Source organism: Granulicella rosea, from assembly GCF_900188085.1.
Taxonomy (GTDB): domain Bacteria; phylum Acidobacteriota; class Terriglobia; order Terriglobales; family Acidobacteriaceae; genus Edaphobacter; species Edaphobacter rosea.
In genome coordinates, this window is record NZ_FZOU01000004.1 from 425935 (window position 1) to 451673 (window position 25739).

Here is a 25739-nt window from a genome sequence, read left to right on the forward strand (position 1 = left end):
GGCTACATCTCCCGGATGTATTCAGGACCATGCACCTCTTCCTGTTCGGTGTCGGTATCAGCAACCACGATGGGAGCAGGGGCAGGCGTGGGCAGGCTCACTTCGCCGGCGCGAGAAGACCCATTCACATCTTGTTTGGGCCACGGTATGGGATTCTTTTCGAGGGCCAAGGGCGCATCGTTCGCCACCGTCTCTGATGCATCCGTAGCCTCTGGTTCTGACGGTGCTTCCACGTCGGCGGTCTTCGGAGAGCGTGGCTTGAGGGTATCGGGATCGAAACTCATCTCTCCGTTCGGAGACTTGCGCGGCAGGAATCCCGGCGTCGGCGTAGGCAGGTCCATGTAGTCGAAAGCGAACCTGGCCACGTTGTTGCCTAACTTCAAATAAGCGTGACGATCATCGAGGCCAGTGATCTCCGAACCCATTACAAGCGGTTCGATCTGACGCTCCACGGTGAAGTTCTTGCCTGACCTGGAGCCATCGAACTTCGTCTCTTTCAGGCGCTCGATCTCGACCTTCCCGATGGCCTCCGAGATCCATTCGGCGGCTTTGGGCTCCGCCGTCTTCATAAAGATTTTGGTGGCAGGCTGGGACAGCATGACCTCGGCTAGATGCCCGTAAATGACCTCAAGTTGGGCCTTGCCCTGGAAGCCCAACACCAGCGGATTTTTCGACTTTCTGTTTTCCGTGATGGCCGTATGAAGCTGCGGGAGTTTCTGCAGGCTCGCCAGCTCGTCGATTACAAACCAGACGGGTTTCTGTCCCGGCTGCGGCGCCGTGAGCAACCGCATGACGAGCAAATCAATCCACAGCGAATGCAACGGACGGAGCGTTTCCCGCTCGGGCGGACGCGACGTAATGAAGATCCAACCTTTCCGTTGTTTGGCCCATGTCCGGGCATTCCAGACGGGCCGCTTCTCATCCTTTTGCGGCAAGAGGCGGAAGCATTTTGCGACCAGGCCCAGGGACGAGAGCACGCCCGCGCGCTGCGGTCCTGCCTTCCTATCTATATAGAAGGCCATCTCGGTTCCTTCCACCCGCTTCATCAACTCCGTATCGCTCGCCATCCATTCGGCAAGCTGATGCGGCGTCGGCCCCAGCTTCAGCAGGTGCGCGAAGATCTGTGCGGGCGTCTGGTGAAAAAACTCGTCTTTGTCGGCGGTTGCGGGCTGGTAGAGCGAGGCCGCGATGGCATCCGCCTCGGCGTTCGACTCCATCTCCTGCGCCGGTCCCCAATAGGGGCAGCGGGTGTCCAGCGGGTTTAGTACGATGTCTCCGCGTCCGGCATCGTAAAACCTCTGGATATATTCGCAGGCCGGGTCGTAGACGATCGCTGAGTCTCCACGCTGGCGAATCTGGCGAAGGCACTGCATTATTAATTGGGTTTTCCCAACCCCGGTATCGCCCATGAGCTGAAGGTGCTGTGCCTCTTTCCGCAGCGGAATCCGCATCATTTTGTCGGATTCCGTGGTCTTGAAACCGATGCCATCACCCTTCTGTACCTTGTTGAACTCCTTGGGCGAGAGCATGAGCGGGCCGCGCAGGACGCGCCCATACTTCATTTGCCGGAACCGCTGGAGGTCTTTTGGAATGGCGAACCAGAGCATCGCCAGCAGGCAGACGCCACCTTCGACGAAGCTGATAGTGAAGACGGCGAACAGCCCCTTGCCGTCGAAGATCGCATAGCGTAGCCAATGATTCATGGCGGCATCCGCGAGCTTTTGGCTGGGCCCACGAAAAGGAAAACGGTAGCCCTGGGCCTGTGCCAACTCCGACAGTGTGAACGGAAGGACTCTGCCGTCTGGAAGCGTCATCTGCCCAGCGGCGAAGTCTACCGGCAGAGCGAGACGAGGCTTGGGTTTGCCGCCACCGAGATACAGGAGCCTGTAGGAGCTGTGCGTATGGACAACGGCTCCAACCTCGGCGCGGATGTACTCGGTGATGTAAGACTGCTGCAACGGAGGCAGCGAGAAGTGAAGCCGCTGCCAGACAAACAGCACCGTGCAAAGCAGGGCCGTTGCGATGGCCGTGTAGCTCATAACCGGAGCGTGCGGCGGCCAGATAATCGTCTCTTTTCTACCCCATTGCGTTGCCATGTCTTTACTCCTTTGCCACGCCTTGCGCATACTGCTGCATGACCTCTTGCGCGGCCTTGTGCTTCTCCCGGCGCACCATGCCCATTGCCTCGGTAATCCATGTGGGCGACACCTTCTCACCAAGGATGAGCGGCTTGATGAGATTCACAAGGAGCATCCGGGTAGCGACCAGCTCCGTGAATACGGCGTCGTCCTTGGAACGCCGTGCCTCTTGCAAGAGCACGTCACGCGCCCACTCGCTGAGCGATTTGCCGCTCTTGTAAGCGGCGTGTTCTAGTTCTTCTTGCTCTTTGCGAGTAACTTTCGCGCTTGCAACATAGGTTCGTCCGGCACGACCGTGGGAACGGCTCGTGCGGCTCTCGAAATCAATCGCTGTTGGGATTGTCTGAAGCGCCATGTCTGCCTCGCGGCCGGTAGACGATAGGAGACTCGAAGTAGCCTATTGTCTACCGGTGGGTTGTAAGTCATCGCTCTTGAATGCGGTAGACGACTGTCTACCATGCACCTCAAAACACCACCCTGGAAGGGATCAAGTGTCAATCTTCTTCCGGTGCGCAGCACCGTAGTGGCTCTGCCACTGCATTAGCAGCGGGATCATGCTTTCGATCCCGCCACGAATGCTGCTGGTTGTGCTGGCGATGATGCAGCGGATACCGGCTTCTTTGCGGGCGGTTCCGCTGCATCGGTAGCTGGCGCTCTGCGAATGCGAAGCGTCGAAGAGGCCTGCTTCGCTTGTGGCGTCTTCAGAAAGTCCTGGAAGTCGCGATCCTTCAGGAACACATAAGCGAGCGCCTGTTCCACGACATCATCGGCGGATGCGTGGATGAAAGCGGCGTACTGATCGACCTGCGTAGCGGTTGAGTCAGTGAGCCGGATAGAGGCGCTGACCTGACGGGTTTGGACGACTTCGAGTAGTGGCATGGCTGTTCTCCTTTGGGTGATAAATTCAGGCGACCTTGTTGCGTGCAATCATGCGCTGTGCCGTGGCCGCAATCTCCCGCGCACGAGCGGAGCAAAGTGCTGCGGGAATCTCAGGCCGTCTACGGCTCTCAAGCATGGCGATTACGTCCGCGACGGAGCTGCCTTCCATCAGCCAGAGACGGGCCGAAGCCATGTCCACTGTGCGCTGAGCGTAATAGCTGGGATTGGGCTTATCGGAGCGGCGCGAAGCCAGCTCCAGAGTGAGCGTCACGGCGTCTTTGCCGTGAGTAAGCTCACGCGAGACCCAAGCCCAATCGTGCTCGGAGTTGGTCTGCATATCGCGGCGTATCGGCTGTTGCGGGATAGGCGGAATCATGCAGGCTTCGCGCAGGACATAGAGGTGAAAGTCATCCGGCTGGTAGGTCGCATCGGAAAGGTACTCGACAGTGACGAGCTGCGCGGGATCGTACTTGCAGTTTTTGAATCCGGGGATGCGAAGAACCCGGTTGCAGTCCGTGCAGGAGATGTCGCCGTGGAACGCCGTCGCAAGGAACTTGAGCGTCATCTCTTGCGTATAGAAGTCGAAATCCTCTACGCGCCACAACACCTGGTATTTTCCAGCGGATGTGGAGACAATGACGTTCGGCTCCGGCACAAGCTCTGAAGCCCGTAGCGCAGCGAGCCGGGCTTCTCCGTTCACGTCGATGTCTATATAGAGATGGCGAATGGAAGCGATGCAATCCTTGGTGCGCTTCCTGCTACCGGAGAGCAGCGGATTGGCAGCCACATAGATATTCGCTCCATGGTGGTTTTCATGAGCGAGCCAGCCCCCGTAACGGGGCGTGAGCGCACGTTCCAAAGGAACGATGCGTTGCTGTGTCTTTGCAGTGCTCTCGTTGCGAAGCAAGAGAGCTATCGTGTCGCCCGGAGCGAAGCAACGGGTAAGAAAGTCCTGGGCTGTTCCATTCATCTCGATACCTCCGATCCGACCTGTACTGTGTGCGCGATGCCAGGGGCCTTTAGCAGCCGAAGAAGCCCGGCTGGATGCCGGACTCTTCGGAGAGAAGGAAGGGCCTATGCGGCCTCTTCCTCGGTGGATTCTTCTTCGTCTTCCGCTGCTGCCTTCTGAGCACGATCCAGCTTGAGAATCGAGTTGACCCGAATCTCCCAAACCGTCACTTCCGTGCCGGTCTTCGTGCTGTCGTACCTGCGGCTGCGCAGCTCGCCCTCGACCTGGATATGAGCGCCCTTCTTGAGCGTGGCGGCGAACTCTCCGAGCTTGCCGAAGGCCACGCAACGGTGCCATTCGGTGTGCTCGATGTACTTGCCGTCCTTCTTGTAGGAGGACTTGGTTGCCAGCGAGAGAGTGGTGAGGCTGCGGTCGTTGTTGGTGCGAACTTCTGCATCAGCGCCGGTGAATCCGATGAGGGTGACTTTGTTTGAGTACATGGTGGTGATCTCCGTTTCGTTGAATTTCCCGTATCCTGCTCGGGTCACCCTTCGCGAAGCGAGCGAGTGGGCCCGGCTCCCAAGCGCCAAGGAGTGCTTTCTTGGTGGGGCCCGGAAAAAGTTTGAGCGGTGTTCTTTGCCGCGGCTTTCAAACTTTTTCTGGGAGGAACCGAGACCCCGCAGGGGCGCTGCAAGCGAAGCAGAACGACGCCGAGCCGCAGGGCGCCGGTTTGGCCCCGAAGCGTGAACCCGAGTAGAGGAGGGATACGAGGCGGAAGGCTCCCCGATGCACCGAAGTCACACTTTCGATCCCGGCGGTGAATGTTCGCCGAAACCGCAGCCCCTCTCATCGCCACAAGGACTCGGTAGAAGTACGGCTCAGAGCACTCGCCGTTGCGCTCTCGGCGATGCCGGAACGCCACGCTGGGCGCTTTTAGAGACGAGTTGGGCTGTGCAGCCGATTTGGCAGCATGACGGTACATCGGAGTGACCTCGATTCGGGTTCGGTTCTCTAGCTGTATGCCTGATGCTCAGGCGGCGGAAGCACGATAGATGTCCTCCGTCTGGAAGCTCTGGTCCGCGTGGGTGTATCCGTTCACGGTAATCAGCTCGCGCACCCGGCGGCGGCCCGCGGCATCGCGCTCGCAGTACAGAACGAAGTCGATGGCCTCCGCTGTCTCCGAGCGGATGAATGCGTGGTTGAGATTGGCACGCGCACTCAGGGCCAAATCAGAGAGACGATTCAAGGCGTCCCATGCGGACTTCGCATGGATGGTGGAGAGCGTTCCACCATGCCCAGTGTTCATCGCCTGCAGCAGATCGTAGCCGCACTCATCGCGGATCTCACCCATGATGATGCGATCGGGACGATGACGCAGAGCGGCGGCGAGAAGCTGGCTCGGCGTAATGGCAACCTGGCCCGGAATCGCTTCAACAGCCTCCCAGCGGACAGCGTTGGCGTGATTCACCTTCAACTCTGCGGGCTGCTCGATGACTACCAGACGTTCATGCTGGGGAACGTGGTCAAGAAGTGCCTTCATTAAGGTCGTCTTCCCCGAACTGGTGCCGCCGCTGATGATGCCGTTCTTTCGTTCATTGATGAAGCCGATTACTTTGTCGCGAACGGGCTCCGGCAAGCTGCCAGCGGCGATCAGCTCATCGGAGGTGTACCAGCGGTTGAATTTGCGGATGGTGAGGGTCGGCCCATTGATGGAGGATGGAGCGCCGACTACCGCTACGCGCGAGCCGTCCGGCAAGCGAGTATTCAGAATGGGATTCTGCGTCGTAAGGTCCTGTCCGAGGATACGCGCCACGCGCTCAATTGCAGCCTGAAGGCGATCGTCCGTATAGGGCGTTGCCAGCGGGATATGTTCGATGACGCCATTGCGATCCGCGTAGACCCCGGTGGTGCCGTTAATCATCAAGTCGGAGATGGACGGGTCAAGCAATAGCACTCGTAGCTCCTCAGGAAAGAATGGGAGGATCAGGTGATAGCTCATCGCTTTGCTCCCGTGGTGGACGTTGCCGGAACTGCCGGCAACGCTGCACTGGTTCCGGGAGCGATAGGATCGACGGAGAGCCGGTTCTCGTGGAATTCCGTGATGGTCAATCCGAGCGGGTTGATCGTCTCGAACTGCGGGAAGATGCGGGCCTGGTCGCTCACCTGCTTGGGGTTCAGATAATAGGTAATACTCAGCATCCAATGCTCCGTGCGGGGCTCACGGGAGTTCTGCGCAGAGTAGAACCTGTCGATGGCTACGAGGGCCGTTCCGCGGGCGATGCGGGTACCCTGAACGGTCTCGTCTGACATCGACGTGATGGTGACGTTCTTTACCTGCACATCGCTCGTCTCGATCTGCCCTGCCACCACCTGTGAGACAAGATGATTGGCATTGTCGGCAGTCATCAATTGCGAGGCGAGGGTCTGCGATAAGAAGTAGTAGTTGAGCGGATACTTCTTCGCGATGGTGTCCCGGCCAATGGTGTAGCGATAGTCGGCCCAATCGGTGAGATATGTCCGCACTTCGCCCTCGCGCGGGCTGTAGTTGAGGTCGGTGTACTGGATCGCCTGAGCGCGGCCCATCTCGTCGATGCGGATGTAGCGATTCGCAATGGGACGGTGGGCCAGAGCGAAGTTGAGCCACATCGACCCGAGTAGCACAACTGTCCCGCAACCGATGACAAGACGGTAGGCTTTGCGCTCGGCATAGTGGGAGGCATAGACCTCATTTCCGATGTGGTCGGTGAGCAGGGCTTGCTCCGGCGTCAGCGGGCTTTCAATGGGTGCTGTGTGCGTGGACATGAGGGTTCTGGCTCCTTTCCTTGACGGCTTTGAAAACGACAAAGGCATAAATGAGACCAGCGACTAAGACACCGATGGCAAAGAGCTTGAATACAGGCTTTAGAAGCCGTCGCGCTGTTCGTGTTGTTCCAATTGCGCCACCAATCGGGTGGCCCCAGAGTTCCCACATAGCTATACACCTCCCGCCATGGCGGCATAAGAAGCCACCTTGCCGACAAAAGCTCCCATACTGCCTGCCATTCCAGCCGCACCGCCAAAGATGGCCTGAGTCATGCTCGGAATGAACAGCATATTAATGATGAAAGCGACGAAGACCATTAAGCAAGGGATCAAATTAGCGATCCACATGTCCATGGAATAGTTGCCATTGAAGGTCTGCTGCAGAAACCCGTTCATGAATCCGGCCCACACATAAATGAACGCCGCAGCAACGGCACGAATCATGGCGAAGCTGATGAGGACATCGAGGAACTGGAAGAACTTTGCTTTGAAGGTCTGTGTCATGAGCAACGGCACAAAGACAGGACCAAAGAGCGCAGTCACACCGTAAAGGATGAAGGCGCTGCAATTGATGACGAACAAGATGGCCGATGCCAAACCGAGCATGATCTGTACGAGGACATAGCAGAGGATCTGAACGGGTGCGGTGAAGGACGGCATGGACGTTCCATCACCAGCGTTCTTGAGAAGCTGGAGCAACTGGTCCAGCGAGTGCTGATCGAACGCCGCTACCATCGCCTGTGCGATGTAAGAAAAGAAGTGGTTGATGCCGAAGCTCGCGCCTGGGAACGGATTCACCCAATAGTTCAACAACAAGCTGCACACGATGAGCTTGAGTAGGAAGTGGGTAAGGTCGCCGGCGCGCACGGGGTGGTGATGCAGCCGGAACGTCATCGTGCTGGTGTTCCAGTTGATGACCATGTTCACAAGGGTGAAAAGAGAGATGCAGCTCAGCTCCGTCCAACCGAACTGGGTCAACGCGCCGCCATTCTGCGTGGTGAGGTTGGTCAGATTGTTGGTGAACTGGTAGAGCCAGTCCATGCCCGACGATGCGGACGGCAGTGCTTGTGCGAGAACGGCGATGCTCATATCGGTCTCCGGTGAAATCAGGGGATATAGCTCTTCCAGGTCTTGCCTTCGTTACCAGCGGCAGAGTTGTGCCGCTTCTTGTCCTGCTCTACCTTCTTGCGAAACGCTTCATCCTGCCGCTCGCGCTCCTCGGCATCGTGCTGTTGCTGCTGAAGGATAGCGGCGGCCTTGTGAGCCTCATGGCTCTGGTAAATCGCGGCGCTGCCGATGGCAGTCAGCGCCGCAAGAATCGCAAGCAGTATCTTTGTGTTGATCGCTTTCAGCATCGCGTCTCCGAATCAGGGAAGATAGGTCTGCCAGGTGTTGCTTTCGTTCGCCGCGCTCACGTTGTTGGTCGAACGTTGCTGCTGAACAAAGGCGGCGGTATTCAGGTCTTGCGCTGCGGCGTTCCGCTGCTGCATGTTCGTGACGGTCATCTGTGAAGCGAGGCAGGCTTGCAATACGCCCTGCGATTGCATCTCGGACATCTTCTGCGCTTCTGCTGCATTCAGAAGATTGAGCTGCTCGACTTCGGTGTTGGTGCCATCGCCGCCGTCGAGCTGCTGCGAGGCGAGCGTGGTGTTTGCGGTGACGTTCTGTGTCCTCGCGCCCCTGTACTGGCCGACTGCGGTAAGGCAGTCGGGAGAGATAGAGTCCGATGCCTCGATCATGGCGAGTTGCGAGAGCTGCGCGCTCCCCGGCGTCTGCCCTTGCAGGTAGGTGGTTGTGTTCCCACTGACCTTGATCGTCCCGGCTGTCCAGGCCGTGGACGACGCGCTGGGTGAGTTCGTATTGAGAGCAATGCTCATGCCGCTCGTCTCGCCAAACATATTGGCGACGTTGGCGTTCTTCATGGCATTCAAGGTCGTCTGCCACTGCTGCTTGAGTGAGAAGTGTGTGATGTTGTTCTGGAGCATCTTGTACTGCGACTCCAGGGTCGTGAGCTGCGAGACAAGACTGGCATAGCTGGTCGGGTCGAATACGATGTCGCCGATCCCGAAGAGAGCAAAGCTAGGTGTCGCGGTCAACAGCAGCAGACCACCGGTTAGAAGATACTTGTTGCGTTTGGTCATCACGAGTTTCATACAGCCTCCTTTGGGTGGAAAAGCTAGAAGCACTGCGGGCAGGTGGGGTCCAACCTGTCCAGGGAAAAGTGACGGATGTCGGTCACGATCTTGCATGGAAACTCCGTCACGGCGTCAACGTTCTGGGCAAACCAATCGAACGCGCTGACGACAGAGCCACGTCCGACAGGCGAGAAGAGAAGAGCGGGAGCCAGCATGGATGCACTGACTGAGAGAACGAGCTTGTTACGTCTCGTAATGGTGAGTGTGGTCATAAGCACAACCTCCTACTCCTGATCCACGAGCTGGCGGGCAACCTGTGGAATCATTGCAACCCACTCGGAACCGGATCGTTCGATGGCATCCGCGATGGTGTAGCCGTGTTATGCAAGCCAGTCGGCACGGTTGAGAACAAGGGCAACCGCGACCTTCTCGCCTGTGGACTGTACGGCCCAGGCATCATGACCGCCGCGCTGGGCATCCTGCGCTTTGCGAAGCAAATGGTCGTATCTCGGATTGCTCGCATTCATAGGGCTGCCTTTCGCGACGGCACTTACATGGTTGGATCGACGCGATGCTCTGCGTAGGACGGGATGAGGATGTCGCGCCCGACGTACACGCGGGCGCGGGAGCCTTCCTTGAGCGTGATGACAGGCAGGCGATTCAGGAAGTGGTTCAACACCTGCTCGCCCTCAGTGGCCGACTGCTCGGAGATCCCGCTGCGTATCTGAGACGACGCCGTAAGCACGCTGCCGTTATTACCGATCTGTGCGAGACCACCTAAACCGCCCACAGCAGCAGCAGCGCCGAAGGCCATCAGGTAGCCGTGGTCTACCTTCGTTGCAAGGCCGGTCGTACCTAATGGGTCAAGGCCAATGTACTTATCGAAGTCCAACGAGAACCCATCCGGGCATACGGCACGATGGAAGGTGACGAACATCTTGCGCTGCTGCGCATTGCCGACGCTCTGTACCGTACCGATTAATCGTGTGCCTTGGGGCATGAGAAGCTGCTGATGGTCGTGCGAATAGTAGTCGGTGGTGAGCATGACCAGGATCGGGCCGCTCAACCCACCGTCGATGTGGTTGGTGACAACGCCCTCAAAGACCGTGCCCTCGAAGATGCGATAGAGACGTCCTTGATAGCTATCGAAGTCGTATCCGGCCATCGCGTCGGCCTTGCTCTCGGGCTTGGCCTGCTGCTTCGACGCGACCTGCACAGATCCCGGCCTTTCGTTTGCGCTATCGGGAGATGAACTGCCGTTGGCCTCTGTGGTGGCCTGCGGGTATAACTCCTCGCGCTCCCCGAGAACAGCCGTCTTTGTCGGTAACACGACGGCAGGAGCGCCCGCGTGGGCGAAGTCGATAGCGACCGTATCGCTATTGATAGCGTCCTGTGCTTGTTTATCCTTCGCAAGCTGTTTTTGCTTGGCCTCTGCCTGGGCCTGCGAGATGTTCGAGGTGTGCTGCGGCGCGTTGGGGCCGTTGCCATAGATCGCATCCCGCTGCGCAGCCGTCATCGGCTGTGTCCCGGCGGCCTCTGGACCGGGGACACTCTGTTCGGCCTGGAGTTGCTGCATCGCAGCGGCCAACTCCTGCTGATGTTGGCGCTCCTCAGCGTCTCGCTGGGCCTGCACCTGCTGCTGCGTCGAAAAGCTGTTTACCTGCTGGGCATTCGGCGAAGCGGGGCGCATGGTCATTGCGCTTGCCGGGGCTGCTTTCTTGTTGCCGCTCAACAGGCTCGACACATTGGCGACGCCGATCAGGGCAATGATGACAACGAGGACTACCACTACGGGCATACCCTTCTTGAGTGGCGACTTCGCTTCCGGCTGGTCGGGGACAGTGGCGGGGGAATTCTGGTTCGGCTCAGTCATGGCTAGTTCGCCCCTCCCACGCGGTGAAACTCGACCTTCTGCTTACCGATGGCGAGATAGCCGTTGTCCAACTGCTTCGGCACGGTGTAAAGGCCATTGCTGAAATCGAAGTTGATGAGCGAGCCCTTCTTGTCCTTGACTTCATATAGGGCAGGCGTTTCCTGGAACTGGCCGCGCAGATAGGTGAACTTGTCATCGCGCCAGATTTGCTGAAGGCCAAGAGATTTTCCCTTCGATTGATCCCATGTGTAATCGAAGTGGAGGTTGCCGGGATATTGGCTCCTATATTGCTCGGCCTTCGTCTCTTCGGCCTTTAGCTCCGCTGCCTGGGCTGCTTTGGCAGTAGCGGCCTCCTGCTTGGCCTTGTCCAACTCGGCGGCGGGCACGAACACGGGAAGCTGTGTCAGCCGGTCTTTTGCCGCTTGGTCGCCGGGAGTGATAAAGACTTTGGAATCGAAGTGGGCATCCGGATCACTGGAGACTTCATGGAGCTGCAAGGTGTACTCGTTCCCGTGATCGGAGACGATGTGAATGTCTGTCGATCCATTCGCCACCTTGGGCTTGACGCTGATGAACCGGCTGGCGACATGGCCGCCATCGAAGACCCAATCCACGGTGTCGCCTGCGAAGACGTTGGCGACCTTCTCCTCAGCGGGAAGGACGATCAGTGTCGATTGCAGCAGGCCGGCGCGAATCACAGGAGGCGTGCCCGCCTCGGACACGGTGACGGTGCGAGGCGCATTCGGTTGGAGAGGATGGGTGTCGGCGGCATGGCACTGGGCAGAGGCCAGCGCGAGTCCGGCGGAGACGACGATGGGGATAAGCGGTTTCATGGCACTGGCCTTTCTGGTTTGAGAATTGGTTACACAGTCTCTCCCTGAGCAAAGCGATCGATGCCCTCAGTGAGTCCGTACTTTTCAATCAGCTTGGACCGTCGCACCCGGTCCTTTGGCTTGGTGGAGAACGTAGCGTAGCTGCGCTTGTCGAGGTTCAACGTGACGACTTTGGTAATGCCGTCGCGTCGCATGTAGAGACCTTCGCGGTCCTGCAAACTCTCGAATAGCGCGATCTGCTGCTCGTTCATCTTGAACAGCTCTGCATAACGCTTCCGATTGAAGGTCGCGTCCTTCAGGAACAGGAACGATGTGCAGGAGTTCACGATGCTGTCGGCGTTGGCGCCAAGATCGTCGGCGGACTGGCCGATCATGGTCACGCCGCCAAGGTTCTTGCGAACGGTCTTGATGGAAGCGAGAGCGCCATCGAGCAATTGTTTGTTCTTCATCGAAGAGAAGATCTCTTCGATGAGGATGTGCTTGGGCACACCAAGATTGGCGGGGTTATAAAGCACGTCGTTGATGCGCCGGAGCAGCCACACCATCAGCGGCTCGATGAGGTCGGCGTATTGCTCGTTGTTCACACCCTGGAAGTCGAAGCATTGCAAACGCGACAGCGAGAGGCTGTCTTCGACGTTGTCGAAGACGGCGTTATAGATGCCCTTGCCAACCCACTTCGACAGGTAGCGGTCGAGTTTTTTGGGCAAAAACAGATTGGACAGACGGCGGTTCTCTGGGTCGAGCAGGTACATATCCTGCACAGCCTTGTGGATCACATCGTCGTCTTCTGGCTCCAACTCTGCGCCGCCATTTGTGAGCAGGAGTTTGATAAACGAGTAGAGGAACTTGATGTTGCTTTCGGTCGGCTCCAGAGCGAAGGGATTCACTCGTGGGCCGTCTTTACCCACACGATCAACCTTGCCGCCGTACAGCTCCACAACGCTTTCGTAGCTGCCGCCTATGTCAAAGATGTAGGTAAAACCGCCGTATTTCTGCTCCAGCGCAACGGTGGCGTTACCCACCACGCTTTTGCCTGACCCTGTGGGACCGATGATGAGCATGACCCTCACACCGTCTACATACACATCCTGAAAGAATGGCGTCCGGGTACGAGTCTCGAAGATATTGAGGTACTCGTTGTCGAGGTCTTCCGAGTGAGCATGACCGATGTGCGGGGCGAACACGGAGGAGAGCCGCGCGTGATGGTCCTCTGCGAGCCATAACGGAAAGACATTGAACTTGTGATTGCCGGGGAACATCGCATAAAAGGCTGACAGGTTGCCCAGCGTCTCTTCCATTACCTGCGCTCGGGCATCGACGAAGATGCGATGCACGGCGGGGACGGTGTTGCGCAACTGCTCCTGACTGCGCGCTGCCAGCAGCAGCCGCAGCGAGTATTCCCCTTGAGCCTTCTTATCGAGGGAGCGGATGACATCGCTCAGGTCATCGACACTGTTGTTGGCAGCCTTCGCACCGGCTCCTGTCTCAAGCGATGCGGTATCCCGCCCGCTCATTACCCGGGTCAGCACCCCCACTTTGAAAAACGAGATGAACTTCTCCTGCGCGTCGATCTCGCTGCGGGCAGATGAGATGGATTTCACCCTCCATGTGGAGCACAACACGCTATCGCAATCGAGCGTCAACAGACCGGAGAAGAGGCACGGCCTCGATGCCTCCGGCGTCGTCTTCAGCGAAAACATCTGCACATGGCGCTTGCCGACCTGGAGGTAATCGCTATGCCACGCAACCGGCGTCTTCACGATCTGCCTGTCCACGCCAGTATCGCTGCGCAGTTGGTCACGCTCTGCCCATTCCTCAAGGTTGAATAGATAGCTGAAGAACTGGAAGGCTTCGACCTTACCAAGAAGCCGCAAGCCAATGGCGCTGCCAAGGTGACCCTGAAGAATGGTTGCGGTCTTCTCAAGGTCTGCTAGCATCCGCGACGTGTCGGCGGCATTCTCGTCTGGTTTACGCTCGAACGCCTTTACCTTCGACGGTTCCAACGTGAGGCACCAGTGCAGGTCGATAAGGCGGAAGCCCGCCGTCTTCTCAAGGAATGTCAGGCGATCACTCGCGAATACCTCCGTGGCGGGATTCGCGTACTTGGGCTGACGCGGAAGATCGAACCCCGACATCACACGGGTGTACTGGTAAAGGCACGATCCCTCTGGCAAGCCGCGCAGCGAGCCTTCGATGGATCGCATTCGCGACTCAAGCTCCTGGTCGGTCAAGCCCTCTTCGTCGATGCCCGTGAGAGCGAACAGACATCCATAACCGCCGCCCTTGAGCGCGAAGATATTCGGTCCGACAAAGCGTGCAATCGGAACGATGCTGCACGCGGCTCCTGCCTTGGCGAACCACGGAGTATGTTTGAGCTGCTCAGTGTTTACGCGGGTCATAGTAGCTCTTCTGGTTGAGGCTGAGGCCCCACAGTTGGAACATCTTCGGGTGTTTGCGGACGATCAACCACGCAGCAACAGCAAGCGTGGGAAAGGCCAGCATTGCCAGCAAGCGAAACCCAACGAGGAAAACCGTTACGCAGACGAATACGATCGCCATCCATGCTGTAAGATCGAGACCAAGCTTGGCTCTCGGTCGATTCAGCGCTTGATTGATTGGTAACGGCTCTCCCCGCTTGGCCATGTCGATGCACCTCCTACATCGACTGCCCGGTTAGGCTGCCTATCCATCCGGCTCCCCAACCGAGAACTCCGGCACCGAACAGCGCGCCGAAGAGCCCTGGAATGGCATCCTGAAACCGACCGCTCATCATGCGGATTCCGGCGAAAATCAGACCGCCGAAGCAGATAACGGCACCCGCATATATTGCGAAGGTCTTGAACGTTCCCATGAGCGTTTGCGCTCCTGAGAAGTCCATCGTTCCCTGGGCGTGAGCAGCACCTGCGAAGGCGAACGCAACAAGCGTCGGCCCCATCACACGCGCTGCGTGGAGTAGTTTTCGATAAAGATTGTGTATTCGGAAGCATGAACGAAGTGGCATTGGCATTCTCCTGATGGCGTATTCGCGTCGCCATGAGTGAAACCTAAAACCGCTTCATCGTCTCGTCCAACAGTTCCTATCTATTTCGCCACACATTTTGTCTATGGCTACCATCACGGGCTCAACCGAGCAACTCTAGTTGCTCGGGATGCCGCGTCTTCGACGGACGCTTGCTTCTCCTCGAAGCTGACCAGTTCTGCTGAAAGAATCGTTCGATGAATGGGAGCGCAACATGATCCATATGGCTCGCATGAACGAAGGCGGTGTCTGCCGTCCAATTGATACCCGCAATTGATCGCGTAATTAAGCCAGGATCAAGAGGCGTTAGCTGGTCGATCAGCGCAAGACCGTAGCGCTCTTTAACCATCCATTGAATCTCTGAGGAAGTGCGAGCGGCGCACGCTAAATGGATCGGAATGCCTACCTCCCTAAACATCTCTACGAGACGCGTGTGTGCCGAGGGATGGAGCTCTGGGTCGCGGAATATTGTGATGCGTTCCGCTACTTCATGAATGTCGAGTTGGGCGCGGTCAGCGAGTACATCATCGGACCGCATGCAAACCACTAAGGGAGATTGAGCGATCTGCTGAACGTTGTACAGAGTCGCATCCACTGGCAGGGGAAGAATCGCACAGTCGAGCGTCCTGGCATCGAGTCGTTGCAGGCACAGCAGAGGATCGCCGCTCCACAGTTGAATGGCGCATCCCGGGAACATCCCTTCATAGTTCTCTCGAAATCTTTCAAGGAGCTTCGCGTTGATGAATGAGGAGAAGCCGAGGCGCAACGGTGGCACCTCATTACGCTGGACAGCGAGGGCGATTGCCAGAGTTTGGTCCCACTCTTTCAGCGTGTTTTCTGCAAAGGTCGCAACGATGCGGCCCGCCGAGGTGAGCTTAAGACCATTCTGCAAACGGGCGAACAGCAGAAGCTCAACGGTGTCTTCGAATTTTCCAATTTGAGAACTGAGTGACGACTGTGCAACGAAAACTTGCTCGGCAGCGCGGGTAAAGTTCAGCGTCTCTGCGGCCGCCTTGATGTATCGGAGGAGACGGAATGTTAGGGAATCTGACATCGGCCTTGGTACTCCACTTGGCTTTCGTCGATCCCACAGGCCCAAGCATCGGCTGTGGAAAAACCTGCGCTAAAACCTATTCTTCGCAACAAAGCACAAATGTCAATTAGGCTCCGCACGGTGACCGGACTCCTCTAGGTAACCGTCTGCAGATGCCACTTCGCTGGAGCCATAGACAAAAACTGTGGCGAAATCGATAAAAAGTGTTGGACTCAAACTCGCTACGGCTTCACGCTCAACTCTGAATCGTTCGCGTGAGGTGCTTATGAATAGCTCGTCCGAAACCGTTCTTACCGCCAATCATTCTGCAGCGGGTGTAAGGAATGAGTCCATCGAAACACAGATTGCTATCGGCTCACGCAAACCGCCGCGGAGTGTCGCAGAAGTCGAACCCCTATTAACAGCGGATGAGGTAGCCAAGCGCCTCAATGTCAGCACGGATTGGGTGTGGGATCATTCCTCCCGTCGCAAGCCACTCTTGCCGGTCATACGGATGGGAGACGGCACGTTGCGCTATCGGCCCAGCGGGATTGAGGCGTTCGTGGATGAACAGGAACGCAGGTCGGCATTGCGTCGGAGAGCATAGTTGCACGCTTCCACAAGCACTCCCCCCAGCGATCCCCAAGTTGTCAGGGGTAGTTAATCTTGTCGAATATCCGCGTAAACAAAGGATAAAATGGGCCTAGCCCGTTTATTCCGCCCACAGAAATTGAGGAATACATGGGAACCTCGTATCAGAAGGGGTGGGTCAGGCTACGCGGAAAGAAGTGGTACGGATACTTCCGACGCATGGAGATCGATCCATCTACCAGTGAACCCAAACCGGCTGTCGCTCAAGTGATCCTCGGATTCAAGAGTGAGATGTCGAAATCGCAGGCCAGGGAAAAGCTGGAGGGCGAGATCGCCAAGCTGGGGAAACAGCCACTCAACGGTGACAAGTCCATGGTCAATGGAGTTGTCACCTTCGGATGGTTCGTACTGCACCGCTACTTGCCGCTGAAAGAGGCGGACTGGCGCGATGAAACTGCCAAAGTAAAGAAGCACCTCATCCAGGCTGATCTCGTTGATGAGTTCGGGGATGTGCGGCTCGAAAACTTCGACAAGTTCACGCTTCAGACTCACCTCAACAAGCTAGCCAAGACGCGGTCGAGAGACAGAGTCTTGCAGATTCGGGCATACATCAAGGCAATCTTCGCTGAAGCGGTCGACCAGGACTTTCTCCCGAAAGATCCTGCGCGTACGCTGAAGACTCCCGCGAACCTGCGGGAGACGGACAAGACGGTGCTGAGTTGGGAACAACTCGCAGCGGCCTTGGCCAGGCTCGGCCTGCGTGACCGGATTCTGCTCAAGCTCGATATGACGAATGCACTTCGACCGAGCGAGCTGTTCGCGTTCCGGTGGAAGTGTCATCGCGTGGAAGCGGTCTCGCTCACCATTGTGGAGACGATCTACAAGGGAAAGATTCGGCCCTACGGAAAGACGAAAGGAAGTCTGACTGAGGTACCGATTGCGAAGGACCTCTCCGACGATCTCGTTGCCTGGCGGCAAGTGAGTCAGGAGCAGTACGACAAGAAAAAGAAGAAGCATGGCCTGCCGCCTGAGGATGCGGAAGCGTTTCTGTTTCCGAATCGGGATGGCTCCTTCATGGACCCCAGCAACTACCGCAAGCGGGTTCTGCACAAACTGGCAACGGAGCTCGGCCTACCGAAGCTAACGTTCCAGGTCATCCGACGCACGATCGCAACGCTGGCCCAGAAGAAGGGCACAGTGAAGGACGTGCAGGGGATGATGCGGCACTCGCGTGTGGCGACGACGACCGACGTCTATATGCAGGAGATGCCGGAAGGTGTGCGCGCCACTGTGGACTCCATTCACCGGGAGCTGCAGGGCACGATGAAGAAGCTGGGGGCGAAGGGCAAGATGCGACCGCCAGCCATTACCGAATCTGCGGCGATGGTGCATTGATGGATAGGAATTTAGAGAGAAAGTCAGCCGAAGCATGGCGCTTCAGAGAGGAGATGGAGACGACTGACATGGCTTGGCTGCAAGGCAGTTTGAAATTTGCTGCCAATTTGCTGCCAAACGTTTGGGAGGGGTTCCGCTAAGTTGTTGAGATATTTGGTGGACCTGATCGGGATCGAACCGATGACCTCTTCCATGCCATGGAAGCGCGCTCCCAGCTGCGCCACAGGCCCACTTGCATTAGTATTCCGCACATTGCGCTTCGAGTCAATGGCAGGCGGCGGCCTGCGCCGCATCCGGCTGCCGAAAACTTCGGCAATCTTCGGGAACTAAAGGCGTTTGTGCGGTGTCTATATGTTTCAGAGTGAGCGAGCACTCGGCCGCCGGCGGCGCAGTTACCGACTTCCGTCTTCCCGCTCGTGGGGACGCAGTTGCAGGTTGTTGGGTCGAAGACGTAATTTAGAGGGTACCCGAAGATGCAGGCGGGAATGGCGATGGGGAATCTGGCGAGCGCGGTCGGTCTCAGGACGGAAGATGCTGCTCTGGTCGCTGCCTTGAAGGCAGGATCGGAGGAGGCCTTCAGCGTGCTCATCGCCGAATACTCCCAGCCGCTTTACTCCCTCATCGCGCGCAGTCTTCAAGATCCGGCCGACGCAGCCGATATTACCCAGGACGTCTTCATCAAGGTCTTTCGCAGCGTGAAGAGCTTTCATGGCGACTCCAGCCTGCGGACTTGGATGTACCGGATCGCACTGCATGAGGCCTCCAACCAGCGCCGCTGGTGGACCCGGCACAAACGGCAGGAGCTGACGATCGACACTCCGCTGGGCGCGCAGGAGACCGACGACGGCGACGAGGGACTCTGCCTGGGCGCAACGCTGCGCGACGGAGGCTGTTCGCCCTACGATCATGCCGCGCAGGGCGAGATCAAGGCGCGCGTTGAAGATGCGCTGCGAAAGCTGCCCGAGGCGTATCGGACGGTAGTGGTATTGCGCGAGATCGAAGGTTTTGCGTATGAAGAGATTGCGGAGATTCTCGATGTGCCCGCGGGCACAGTCAAGAGCCGCCTGACCCGAGGCCGCATGGCCCTGAAGGAGATTCTTGTGGCGGACGGTCTGGGTACGGTGCTGATGCAGAGAACGGAGGTAGCGCGATGAACGAAATAAACGCTTGCACCACGACGCGCGCGCTCTTCTCCAGCTATCTGGACGGCGCCGTCAGCGGAATCGAGATGCAGTCGGTCTCAGGCCACCTGGACAAGTGCGCGGATTGTTCGCGCGAGTTCACCGAGATGCGCGGCATGCAGAGCACGCTCTCCGGCCTTGGCTCGGCGAAGATGCCGGCAGACCTTGCCCTGAAGCTGCGGGTCGCCATCTCGCACGAGAGCGCCCGTTCGCAGGCGCACTGGTACGACGCGATCGGCGTTCGCTGGGACAACATGTTGCGTCCTCTGCTGATGCAGGCCTCGGCCGGCTTTGCAGGCGCGGTGCTGCTGATCGGGACGCTCGCAATGCTGCTCGGCGTCGTGGCCACGCCAACCGCGGTGCAGGCGAACGACGAGCCGCTGGGCGCGCTGACCTCGCCGCACTATCGCTATTCGGCCTCCGCGCCGCGCGCGATCAAGACGAGCGAGGATACGACGATCGTGGTCGAAGCGAAGGTCAACTCGCGCGGCCAGGTGTACGACTACAACATCCTCTCCGGACCAAGCGATGCGGCGACGCGGGCACAGGTGATGGACCAGTTGATGCTGGAGGTCTTCGAGCCGGCCAAGGTCTTCGGCACACCGGTGAAGGGACACGTGATCGTCACGTTCGAGGGCATCTCGGTCTCGGCCTAGCCTGCGACCGCTTGCTCCCACAGGTTCGCTCTCTTATGCTGGAGGTTGTGCGTCGAACCTCTGACGTGCTCTGGCGGATTCCCACGATGCAGCGATGGTGTAGTTTCAGTGCGGCCTTTCTTTCCCTGGCGATAGCGGCCGGGGCTCAACCCGCGCCGCAGTCTTCTTCTTCCAGCCCGGCGGGGCAGCAGGCGCAGGAGTCCACCAGCGGGCGTCCGCATTCCAGCTCGCTCGAGGCGGGCGGAGCGGCCATCACGCTCGAGACCAGCGAGGCGATGTTCAATATCGCTGTCGCGCTGAACGCCTGCGGCTACGATAACGATCTGGCGAACTCCTCGCCGATCCGCGCCGAGGTGCGTGCGGAGGTCGACGCCGCGACCGCATCCGCGCCGGAGGTCAAGGCCAGCCGCGCCGCGCTCTGCCGCTACATCCACGAGCATGAGCTGAGCGACAAGGGCCGGGATATCGCCCAGTACATCTCGCTCGGCCTTTACATCACGCCCGATCTCAAGCCCACCGCCGACGAGACGGAGATGCCGCCCGACGCGCTCAACGTCGTCAATCTCCTGCCTCTGCTGCGCACCTTCTCCGAGCAGGTGGGTCTGAAGGCGATCTGGCAGAAGCACCGGCCGGAGTACGAGGCGATCACTAACGGCATGCACGACCAGGTCACGCGCATGATTCTGGACACGAACGTCTATCTGCGGCTGCCGGTCAGCAGCTACGATGGCCGCCGCTTCCTCGTCCTGATGGAGCCGATGCTGGCGCCGCGCGAGCCGAACGGCCGCATCTACGCGACGGACTACATCATCGTCAGCTCGCCGTCCGCCGGGGGCGCGATCCGCATGGACCAGATCCGCCACATCTACCTGCAGTATGCGGTCGAGCCGCTGGTCTACGCCCGCGCCCAGGCGATGAACCGTCTGCTGCCGCTGTTGAAGCCGGCCCAGCAGGCGCCGCTTGAATTCGCCTACAAGTCCGACATCACGCTGCTGCTGACCGAGTGCCTCATCAAGGCGATCGAGGCGCACACCATGGACGTCGGCATCGTGAAGCCGGCGAAGCCGACCGGCATGCGCGACCGCCAGGAGTTTATCCGCTACGACGCGCAGGTCGCCGTCTACGACCGCAACGCGGAGGAGATTCGCCGCAGCCAGGTCGACCAGGAGATGCGTCACGGGTGGGTGCTGGTCGATTACTTCTACGACGAACTGGCGAAGATGGAGCGCGATTCGATCGGCCTGAAGGAGTACATCGGCGAGATGGTCTACGGCATGGACGTGCTGCGCGAGCAGAAGCATGAGTCCGAGATCGTCTTCCTGCCGCCCACCTCCGGCCCCTCGGGCGACTTCGTCAAACGCTCGCCACGCGTACCGACCGGCATGATGCTGGCCGAGAAGATGATGCTCGAAGGCGACATCGACGGCGCGCGCGACATCGCGAAGAAGGCGCTCGACGACCCGAAGCAGGACCACGCCGAGGCCAACTACGTGATGGCCCGCGTGCAACTGATGGAGGGCGAGCCGCAGGACGCGGTCGGCACCTTCGCCGACGTGATCAATACTTCGAAGAACCCGCACACCATCGCCTGGAGCTACGTCTACCTGGGCCGGCTCTACGACACGCTGCCCGATCGCGGCAAGGCGACGCAGGAGTACAAAGAGGCGCTCAAGGTGCAGGGCCTGACGCCCGACGCCAAGTACGCCGCCGAAGAGGGGCTGAAGAAGCCCTTCACGTTGCCGAAGTCCAGCCGCCAGCCTGCGGAAGACAAGGAAGAGCCGCTGGACCCGAGCGGCAAGGCCGAGAAAGATTCGTACAAGCCGGACGCGCCGAACTGAGAGTCGGGACGTCTTTTCAACGCTTGAACAACCGCGTGCCATCCTGAGCGGAGCGAAGGACCCGCTTCTCGCTTGTGGCGGCAATGCTGCTTCAGGCGAAAAGCAGGTCCTTCGGCTTCGCTCAGGATGACAGATCTTTGCGGGTTCCTCATAACAAACAACAGAACGGGCGGCGATGCCGTCCGTTACAGTAAGGTGGGGAGTCTGGATGGCAGGGCGCAAGACACAAACCGGGGGCAGCTCGTTTGCCGGTCTTGAAGAGCTCGTCGGGCATCGCTTCCGTCGGCCGGAGCTTTTGGAGCTGGCCCTGACGCACCGGTCCGCCTCCTACGAAGGCGGTGGCGGCGCCGGGTCGACCGCCGAGGTCGTCGCCGACCCGGCACGCGACAACGAGCAGTTGGAGTTTGTCGGGGACGCCGTGCTGGGCATGCTCGTCGCCGAGGCACTCTACCGGCGTTATCCGGGTTCGCGCGAGGGCGAGCTGACGCGGCTGCGCGCCTCGGTCGTCAACCGCCGGCATCTCGGCGTGGTCGGCGGAAACATCGAGCTGGGCCGGTGGCTGCGGCTCGGCCACGGCGAAGAGGCTAGCGGCGGCCGCAACAAACCGGCGCTGCTGGCGAACGCGGTCGAGGCGCTCATCGCGGCGATCTACCTTGACGGCGGCATCGAGGTCGCGCGGGCATTCGTCGAAACCCAGGTGCTCTCCCCCGCCCTGCCGCAGCTCGAACAGGCGATGGCGGAGGGCGACACCTTCAGCGGCGCCGTGGGCGATCACAAGTCCGCGCTGCAGGAGCACCTGCAGGCCGCCGGCATGGGCCAGCCGAAGTATGCGCTGACCGGCCAGACCGGCCCGGATCATCGCCGCCTCTTCCAGGTGGAGGTGCGGGTCGACGGAACGGACGGCCCGCCGCTCGCCGTCGCTCAAGGCTCCAGCAAGAAAGTAGCCCAGCAGGAGGCGGCGCGCCTCGCCATCGCGGTTTTGACCGCCCGAAACGAGAATGCGGGAGCGATGGCATGAACGCAGCCTCGTCTCCGCAGCAGCCGCCGGTCAGCACGCTGCTGGCGCTGCAGTCGCTGCTTTATATCCTGGCGGTGGCGCTATTCCTGATGGCGTTCACCGTCCAGCCCTTCCGCATTCCGTCCGAGAGCATGGAACCGACGCTGCTGGTGGGCGACTTCCTGTTGGTCAATAAGGAGGCGGTCGCCCCTGGCGCCGGCGGCATCCTGCCCGCGAGCGGCATCTCCCGCCGCGACATCATCGTCTTCCACGACCCTGTGGATCCGAAGCTCCACCTGGTGAAGCGCGTGGTCGGCATGCCGGGCGACCGCCTGCATCTGCATGATAACAAGGTATATATTAACGGATCGCCGCTCGCCGAGAGCTACGCGGTCTATCGCCCGTCCGCGCCGGACGCCTTCCGCGACAACTTTCCGCGGATGCAGAATGCCGATCCTTCCGTTGACGCGCAGTGGTGGATTCGCATGCGCGGCCTGCTCGACCACGGCGATCTGATCGTTCCGGCGGACAATTATTTCGTCATGGGCGACAATCGCAACGACAGCGAAGACAGCCGTTACTGGGGCTTCGTGCCGCGCGAGCTGATCGTGGGCAAGCCGCTGCTGGTCTACTTCTCCCTGCGCGAGACGAACGACGAGGACGCGGACGACGACGCGCCGAAGCCGGCGCCGGCGGTAAAGACCAACCGTAACCCTTTTGCCTTTGCCCGCTGGGGCCGTACGTTTCAAGTCGTGCGGTAGTTTCACCTCAAGCGCCTGTCATTCTGAGCCCAGCGAAGGACCCGCGTTTGTTCTGAACGGGCGATCCCACAGGCCAAGCCGAGGCGGTACACTGGCATAAGGTTCGGGAGAGTGGATTCGATGGAGAACGCAGTGGAGACAAAGCAACCGGCAACCGAAGCGCAGCAGCAGACCGAGACGCCGCTCGAATCGCTGGCGTCGATCTGCACCGTGCTCGCGGTAGGGCTGTTCGTCATGACGTTCATCTTTCAGAACTTCGAGATTCCGTCGGGCTCGATGATGAACACGCTGCTGATCGGCGACCACGTCCTTGTCGACCGCATCTCTTTCGCGCCGAAGACCGCCTGGGCGCCGTTCGTCCACTACCGCGACATCGAGCGGGGCGACATCATCGTCTTCCTGAAGCCCGGCGAGCCGGACCTCTTCCTCGTCAAACGCACCATCGGCATCCCCGGCGACCGCATCCACCTCGATCACGGCGTCGTCTACCTGAACGGCGTCGCGCAGAAAGAGCCGCTGGCGGTGATGCCGCACGATGACGACGACCCGCAGAACGCCTACACGCCGTTCCGCGACGACTTCCCCGCCACGCCTGCATCCACCGACTACGGCGCAACCGCGACCTGGTCCGAGGAGATGCCCTCGCACGTCGTGAACGGCGACCTCGTCGTGCCACCGGGCAAGGTCTTCGCCATGGGCGACAACCGCACGCACTCGCTCGACGGCCGCTTCTGGGGCTTCGTGCCGCGCGAGAATATCGTGGGCCGGCCGATGTTCGTCTACTGGTCCTTCCAGACGCCAGCCGACCAGATGGACAAGACCTCCGTCGGCGACCGCATCGGCTTCATGGGTCATATCCTCATCCACATCTTCGACCAGACGCGCTGGAAGCGCACGCTCCACATCATCCGGTAAGGACTTCTTTTCACATGCAGGAGATTCACGACCGCCTGGCGGAAGACGATAACACCGACGCCGGGCCGCTCCACGGCTCGACGCTGCGCCGCGTCATCCTTGGCCTCTTTATTCTGCTGGCTATCGTGCTGCTGATCGTCGTACCGCCGCTGGTGAACGTCAGCCGCTATCAGAAGCGTATCGCCGAGCGCATCGGCGAGGGCCTGGGCCGGCCGGTGCATCTCGACAACGTCACCCTGACCATGCTGCCGCTGCCCGGCTTCGAGCTGACGAACTTCGTCGTCGGCGAAGACCCTGCCTTCGGCTCAGAGCCAGTAATCCGCGCCAACACCGTCCGCGCCACCCTGCGGGTCAGCTCGCTCTGGCGCCGGCGGGTGGAGTTCTCGAAGATCGCCTTCGACGACACGACCAGCGTCAACCTCGTCCACCTGCCGGACGGCCGCTGGAACCTCGAAAGCATTCTGCTGCAAGCCTCGCGCATGCAGGCCGCGCCCACCGCCCAGAAGGCCGCCGGCGAGGCGCCCCGCTTCCCCTACATCGAAGCCACCGGCGCACGGCTGAATCTGAAACAGGGCTTCGAAAAGCTGCCTATCTCGTTGACCGACGCGGACTTCGCCCTGTGGCTGCCGGAGCCGGAACACTGGCAGATCCGCCTGGAAGCCCACCCCACACGCACCGACACCAGCGTCTCCGACACCGGCACGCTGCGCGTCGAAGGCACGCTCGGACGCGCCTCCTCGCTCGCCGCCGTGCCCATCGACCTGAACGCGGAGTGGAAGAATGCGCCGCTGGGGGCCGTAAGCTGGATCGTCGCCAACCGCGACGCCGGCGTCCGCGGCGAGCTGACGCTGAACGTCAGCGCACGCGGGACAGTCGGCCAGAACACCCTGAAGACCCGGCTGCAACTGAAGAACTCGCGCCGCGCCGACTTCGTCCCCGAGCACCCGCTGAACGTCGATCTGGCCTGCGAGGCGGATACGACGATGCTCTTCCACGTGCTGGACAACGTCCACTGCGCCTGGCCGGCGGGCAGCGTGAAGACCGGCCTGCAACTGACCGGCGCGATCCCCGACATCCTCCACCCCTCGACCGCCAGGGGCATCCTGCGCATCGCCGGGGTACCGGCGTCGACCGTCCTCGAAGGTTTGCGCATCGCCAGCGGACGCATTCCGGCGGAGGTCTCGCTCGCCGGAACGGTCGAGGGGCAGATCGCTTACCCGCTGGGCTCCGACCCCGCCGACCACATCGACGCCCCCAGCGACCTCGGCCTGCTGCGCGTGCCGGATGCGGTCCTCAGCATGGGCGGCGGCGCGCCGTTCGTGACGGCGCCGATCATCGTCCGGGTGGACGCCAAGGGCCTGACGCTGGAGCCGCAGCCCATCGACCTCGGCGCAAAGGAGCCGGCGACTCTCGAAGCCAGCTTCTCCGAGACGGGCTACAACCTGCACCTCTCCGGTTCGGTGCTGAAGAGCCGCCTGACGAGCTTCGGCGCGGCGATCCCGCAGATCGGCGATGGCCTGTCCGACGCCCTGCCAGCCGCGCCGGACTCTGCCGCCGAAACGCCGTTCCACCTCGACCTGACCACCGAGCGCGCGTGGGGTAGCAAGCAGGACTGGACCCCGACCACCGCAGCTCCGCATGCACCTGAACCCAAGGCGCGGGGGAAGCGGAAGCGTTAGACGAGCCTACCCCGTCATCCCGTCATCCTGAACGAAGTGAAGGATGACGAGTCCTTCGGGCTGGA

25 protein-coding genes and 1 tRNA gene are annotated in these 25739 nt (G+C 60.0%); 8 read left to right on the forward strand and 18 right to left on the reverse strand.

The window, feature by feature from the left end; genetic code table 11:
- Positions 1 to 2: 2 nt before the first annotated feature.
- From CHB87_RS13615 to CHB87_RS13700, 17 genes are all read right to left on the reverse strand, one after another.
- Positions 3 to 2096: a type IV secretion system DNA-binding domain-containing protein gene (locus tag CHB87_RS13615; protein ID WP_089408978.1), complete on the reverse strand. Its 2094-nt coding sequence runs from the start codon at positions 2094 to 2096 to the stop codon at positions 3 to 5.
- A gap of 4 nt (positions 2097 to 2100) precedes the next feature.
- Positions 2101 to 2493, reverse strand: coding sequence for a plasmid mobilization protein (locus CHB87_RS13620; RefSeq protein WP_089408979.1), 393 nt, complete (start codon positions 2491 to 2493; stop codon positions 2101 to 2103).
- Positions 2494 to 2690: 197 nt separating this feature from the next.
- Positions 2691 to 3017 (reverse strand): hypothetical protein, encoded by a 327-nt coding sequence (locus CHB87_RS13625; protein WP_089408980.1) that lies wholly within the window; start codon positions 3015 to 3017, stop codon positions 2691 to 2693.
- A 25-nt stretch (positions 3018 to 3042) separates the two neighbouring features.
- A complete protein-coding gene (locus CHB87_RS13630) occupies positions 3043 to 3987 on the reverse strand; it encodes a DNA-primase RepB domain-containing protein (protein ID WP_089408981.1) in 945 nt (314 codons plus the stop codon).
- Positions 3988 to 4091: 104 nt separating this feature from the next.
- Positions 4092 to 4466 (reverse strand): single-stranded DNA-binding protein, encoded by a 375-nt coding sequence (locus tag CHB87_RS13635; RefSeq protein ID WP_089408982.1) that lies wholly within the window; start codon positions 4464 to 4466, stop codon positions 4092 to 4094.
- A 530-nt stretch (positions 4467 to 4996) separates the two neighbouring features.
- Positions 4997 to 5965, reverse strand: a complete 969-nt coding sequence (locus CHB87_RS13640; RefSeq protein ID WP_089408983.1) for a TadA family conjugal transfer-associated ATPase — start codon at positions 5963 to 5965, stop codon at positions 4997 to 4999.
- A complete protein-coding gene (locus CHB87_RS13645) occupies positions 5962 to 6768 on the reverse strand; it encodes a VirB8/TrbF family protein (protein WP_089408984.1) in 807 nt (268 codons plus the stop codon). Before CHB87_RS13645 ends, CHB87_RS13640 begins: the two co-directional genes overlap by 4 nt.
- A 171-nt stretch (positions 6769 to 6939) precedes the next feature.
- A complete protein-coding gene (locus CHB87_RS13650; protein ID WP_089408985.1) occupies positions 6940 to 7857 on the reverse strand; it encodes a type IV secretion system protein in 918 nt (305 codons plus the stop codon).
- A 17-nt stretch (positions 7858 to 7874) separates the two neighbouring features.
- Positions 7875 to 8123, reverse strand: coding sequence for a hypothetical protein (locus CHB87_RS13655; protein WP_089408986.1), 249 nt, complete (start codon positions 8121 to 8123; stop codon positions 7875 to 7877).
- 12 nt (positions 8124 to 8135) lie between these two features.
- Positions 8136 to 8921 (reverse strand): hypothetical protein, encoded by a 786-nt coding sequence (locus CHB87_RS13660; protein ID WP_089408987.1) that lies wholly within the window; start codon positions 8919 to 8921, stop codon positions 8136 to 8138.
- A gap of 23 nt (positions 8922 to 8944) precedes the next feature.
- Positions 8945 to 9175 carry a hypothetical protein gene (locus CHB87_RS13665; RefSeq protein WP_089408988.1) on the reverse strand — a complete coding sequence of 77 codons (231 nt, stop codon included), beginning with the start codon at positions 9173 to 9175 and terminating at the stop codon, positions 8945 to 8947.
- A 278-nt stretch (positions 9176 to 9453) separates the two neighbouring features.
- Positions 9454 to 10776: a TrbI/VirB10 family protein gene (locus tag CHB87_RS13675; protein WP_089408989.1), complete on the reverse strand. Its 1323-nt coding sequence runs from the start codon at positions 10774 to 10776 to the stop codon at positions 9454 to 9456.
- A gap of 2 nt (positions 10777 to 10778) precedes the next feature.
- Positions 10779 to 11609: a TrbG/VirB9 family P-type conjugative transfer protein gene (locus tag CHB87_RS13680; protein WP_089408990.1), complete on the reverse strand. Its 831-nt coding sequence runs from the start codon at positions 11607 to 11609 to the stop codon at positions 10779 to 10781.
- A 29-nt stretch (positions 11610 to 11638) separates the two neighbouring features.
- Positions 11639 to 14008, reverse strand: a complete 2370-nt coding sequence (locus tag CHB87_RS13685; RefSeq protein WP_089408991.1) for a VirB4 family type IV secretion system protein — start codon at positions 14006 to 14008, stop codon at positions 11639 to 11641.
- Positions 13989 to 14252 carry a VirB3 family type IV secretion system protein gene (locus CHB87_RS13690; RefSeq protein ID WP_089408992.1) on the reverse strand — a complete coding sequence of 88 codons (264 nt, stop codon included), beginning with the start codon at positions 14250 to 14252 and terminating at the stop codon, positions 13989 to 13991. Before CHB87_RS13690 ends, CHB87_RS13685 begins: the two co-directional genes overlap by 20 nt.
- A 13-nt stretch (positions 14253 to 14265) precedes the next feature.
- Positions 14266 to 14610, reverse strand: a complete 345-nt coding sequence (locus CHB87_RS13695) for a hypothetical protein (RefSeq protein WP_089408993.1) — start codon at positions 14608 to 14610, stop codon at positions 14266 to 14268.
- A 121-nt stretch (positions 14611 to 14731) separates the two neighbouring features.
- Positions 14732 to 15682 (reverse strand): LysR family transcriptional regulator, encoded by a 951-nt coding sequence (locus tag CHB87_RS13700; protein ID WP_089408994.1) that lies wholly within the window; start codon positions 15680 to 15682, stop codon positions 14732 to 14734.
- 789 nt (positions 15683 to 16471) lie between these two features.
- On the opposite strand from CHB87_RS13700, the gene CHB87_RS13705 reads away from it, so the two are divergent.
- Positions 16472 to 17647, forward strand: a complete 1176-nt coding sequence (locus CHB87_RS13705; RefSeq protein WP_245817986.1) for a tyrosine-type recombinase/integrase — start codon at positions 16472 to 16474, stop codon at positions 17645 to 17647.
- Positions 17648 to 17801: 154 nt separating this feature from the next.
- On the opposite strand, the gene CHB87_RS13710 is transcribed toward CHB87_RS13705, so the two are convergent.
- Positions 17802 to 17877: transfer RNA gene (locus tag CHB87_RS13710), tRNA-Ala, on the reverse strand.
- A gap of 261 nt (positions 17878 to 18138) precedes the next feature.
- Between CHB87_RS13710 and CHB87_RS13715 the strand changes: the two genes are divergently transcribed.
- The 7 genes from CHB87_RS13715 to CHB87_RS13745 all read left to right on the forward strand — a co-directional run bounded on the left by CHB87_RS13715 (position 18139) and on the right by CHB87_RS13745 (position 25674).
- Positions 18139 to 18801 carry a sigma-70 family RNA polymerase sigma factor gene (locus tag CHB87_RS13715; RefSeq protein WP_245817998.1) on the forward strand — a complete coding sequence of 221 codons (663 nt, stop codon included), beginning with the start codon at positions 18139 to 18141 and terminating at the stop codon, positions 18799 to 18801.
- Entirely contained in the window at positions 18798 to 19484 is a 687-nt protein-coding gene (locus CHB87_RS13720) for a zf-HC2 domain-containing protein (RefSeq protein ID WP_089408997.1), read from the forward strand. The genes CHB87_RS13715 and CHB87_RS13720 overlap by 4 nt, the downstream gene beginning before the upstream one ends.
- Positions 19485 to 19531: 47 nt before the next feature.
- Positions 19532 to 21322 (forward strand): tetratricopeptide repeat protein, encoded by a 1791-nt coding sequence (locus CHB87_RS13725; RefSeq protein ID WP_245817987.1) that lies wholly within the window; start codon positions 19532 to 19534, stop codon positions 21320 to 21322.
- A gap of 208 nt (positions 21323 to 21530) precedes the next feature.
- A complete protein-coding gene (rnc, locus tag CHB87_RS13730; RefSeq protein ID WP_089408998.1) occupies positions 21531 to 22340 on the forward strand; it encodes a ribonuclease III in 810 nt (269 codons plus the stop codon).
- Positions 22337 to 23080 (forward strand): signal peptidase I, encoded by a 744-nt coding sequence (gene lepB, locus CHB87_RS13735; RefSeq protein ID WP_089408999.1) that lies wholly within the window; start codon positions 22337 to 22339, stop codon positions 23078 to 23080. Before rnc ends, lepB (CHB87_RS13735) begins: the two co-directional genes overlap by 4 nt.
- A gap of 120 nt (positions 23081 to 23200) precedes the next feature.
- Complete coding sequence (lepB, locus tag CHB87_RS13740) at positions 23201 to 23995, forward strand: signal peptidase I (protein ID WP_089409000.1); 795 nt, start codon at positions 23201 to 23203, stop codon at positions 23993 to 23995.
- Between the two features lie 14 nt (positions 23996 to 24009).
- Positions 24010 to 25674: an AsmA family protein gene (locus CHB87_RS13745; RefSeq protein WP_089409001.1), complete on the forward strand. Its 1665-nt coding sequence runs from the start codon at positions 24010 to 24012 to the stop codon at positions 25672 to 25674.
- Positions 25675 to 25739 lie beyond the last annotated feature (65 nt).

Excerpts from the sequence above, each read along its gene's own strand:
- CHB87_RS13675 (WP_089408989.1), bottom strand. The coding sequence starts at position 10,776 with ATGACTGAGCCGAACCAGAATTCCCCCGCCACTGTCCCCGACCAGCCG.
- CHB87_RS13665 (WP_089408988.1), bottom strand. The coding sequence starts at position 9,175 with ATGACCACACTCACCATTACGAGACGTAACAAGCTCGTTCTCTCAGTC.
- CHB87_RS13650 (WP_089408985.1), bottom strand. The coding sequence starts at position 7,857 with ATGAGCATCGCCGTTCTCGCACAAGCACTGCCGTCCGCATCGTCGGGC.
- CHB87_RS13625 (WP_089408980.1), bottom strand. The coding sequence starts at position 3,017 with ATGCCACTACTCGAAGTCGTCCAAACCCGTCAGGTCAGCGCCTCTATC.
- CHB87_RS13685 (WP_089408991.1), bottom strand. The coding sequence starts at position 14,008 with ATGACCCGCGTAAACACTGAGCAGCTCAAACATACTCCGTGGTTCGCC.
- CHB87_RS13630 (WP_089408981.1), bottom strand. The coding sequence starts at position 3,987 with ATGAATGGAACAGCCCAGGACTTTCTTACCCGTTGCTTCGCTCCGGGC.
- CHB87_RS13695 (WP_089408993.1), bottom strand. The coding sequence starts at position 14,610 with ATGCCACTTCGTTCATGCTTCCGAATACACAATCTTTATCGAAAACTA.
- lepB (WP_089409000.1), top strand. The coding sequence starts at position 23,201 with ATGGAGAACGCAGTGGAGACAAAGCAACCGGCAACCGAAGCGCAGCAG.
- CHB87_RS13655 (WP_089408986.1), bottom strand. The coding sequence starts at position 8,123 with ATGCTGAAAGCGATCAACACAAAGATACTGCTTGCGATTCTTGCGGCG.
- CHB87_RS13615 (WP_089408978.1), bottom strand. The coding sequence starts at position 2,096 with ATGGCAACGCAATGGGGTAGAAAAGAGACGATTATCTGGCCGCCGCAC.
- CHB87_RS13680 (WP_089408990.1), bottom strand. The coding sequence starts at position 11,609 with ATGAAACCGCTTATCCCCATCGTCGTCTCCGCCGGACTCGCGCTGGCC.
- CHB87_RS13715 (WP_245817998.1), top strand. The coding sequence starts at position 18,139 with ATGGGGAATCTGGCGAGCGCGGTCGGTCTCAGGACGGAAGATGCTGCT.
- CHB87_RS13640 (WP_089408983.1), bottom strand. The coding sequence starts at position 5,965 with ATGAGCTATCACCTGATCCTCCCATTCTTTCCTGAGGAGCTACGAGTG.
- CHB87_RS13620 (WP_089408979.1), bottom strand. The coding sequence starts at position 2,493 with ATGGCGCTTCAGACAATCCCAACAGCGATTGATTTCGAGAGCCGCACG.
- CHB87_RS13745 (WP_089409001.1), top strand. The coding sequence starts at position 24,010 with ATGCAGGAGATTCACGACCGCCTGGCGGAAGACGATAACACCGACGCC.
- CHB87_RS13635 (WP_089408982.1), bottom strand. The coding sequence starts at position 4,466 with ATGTACTCAAACAAAGTCACCCTCATCGGATTCACCGGCGCTGATGCA.
- lepB (WP_089408999.1), top strand. The coding sequence starts at position 22,337 with ATGAACGCAGCCTCGTCTCCGCAGCAGCCGCCGGTCAGCACGCTGCTG.
- CHB87_RS13700 (WP_089408994.1), bottom strand. The coding sequence starts at position 15,682 with ATGTCAGATTCCCTAACATTCCGTCTCCTCCGATACATCAAGGCGGCC.
- CHB87_RS13705 (WP_245817986.1), top strand. The coding sequence starts at position 16,472 with ATGGAGATCGATCCATCTACCAGTGAACCCAAACCGGCTGTCGCTCAA.
- CHB87_RS13720 (WP_089408997.1), top strand. The coding sequence starts at position 18,798 with ATGAACGAAATAAACGCTTGCACCACGACGCGCGCGCTCTTCTCCAGC.
- CHB87_RS13645 (WP_089408984.1), bottom strand. The coding sequence starts at position 6,768 with ATGTCCACGCACACAGCACCCATTGAAAGCCCGCTGACGCCGGAGCAA.
- CHB87_RS13660 (WP_089408987.1), bottom strand. The coding sequence starts at position 8,921 with ATGAAACTCGTGATGACCAAACGCAACAAGTATCTTCTAACCGGTGGT.
- CHB87_RS13690 (WP_089408992.1), bottom strand. The coding sequence starts at position 14,252 with ATGGCCAAGCGGGGAGAGCCGTTACCAATCAATCAAGCGCTGAATCGA.
- rnc (WP_089408998.1), top strand. The coding sequence starts at position 21,531 with ATGGCAGGGCGCAAGACACAAACCGGGGGCAGCTCGTTTGCCGGTCTT.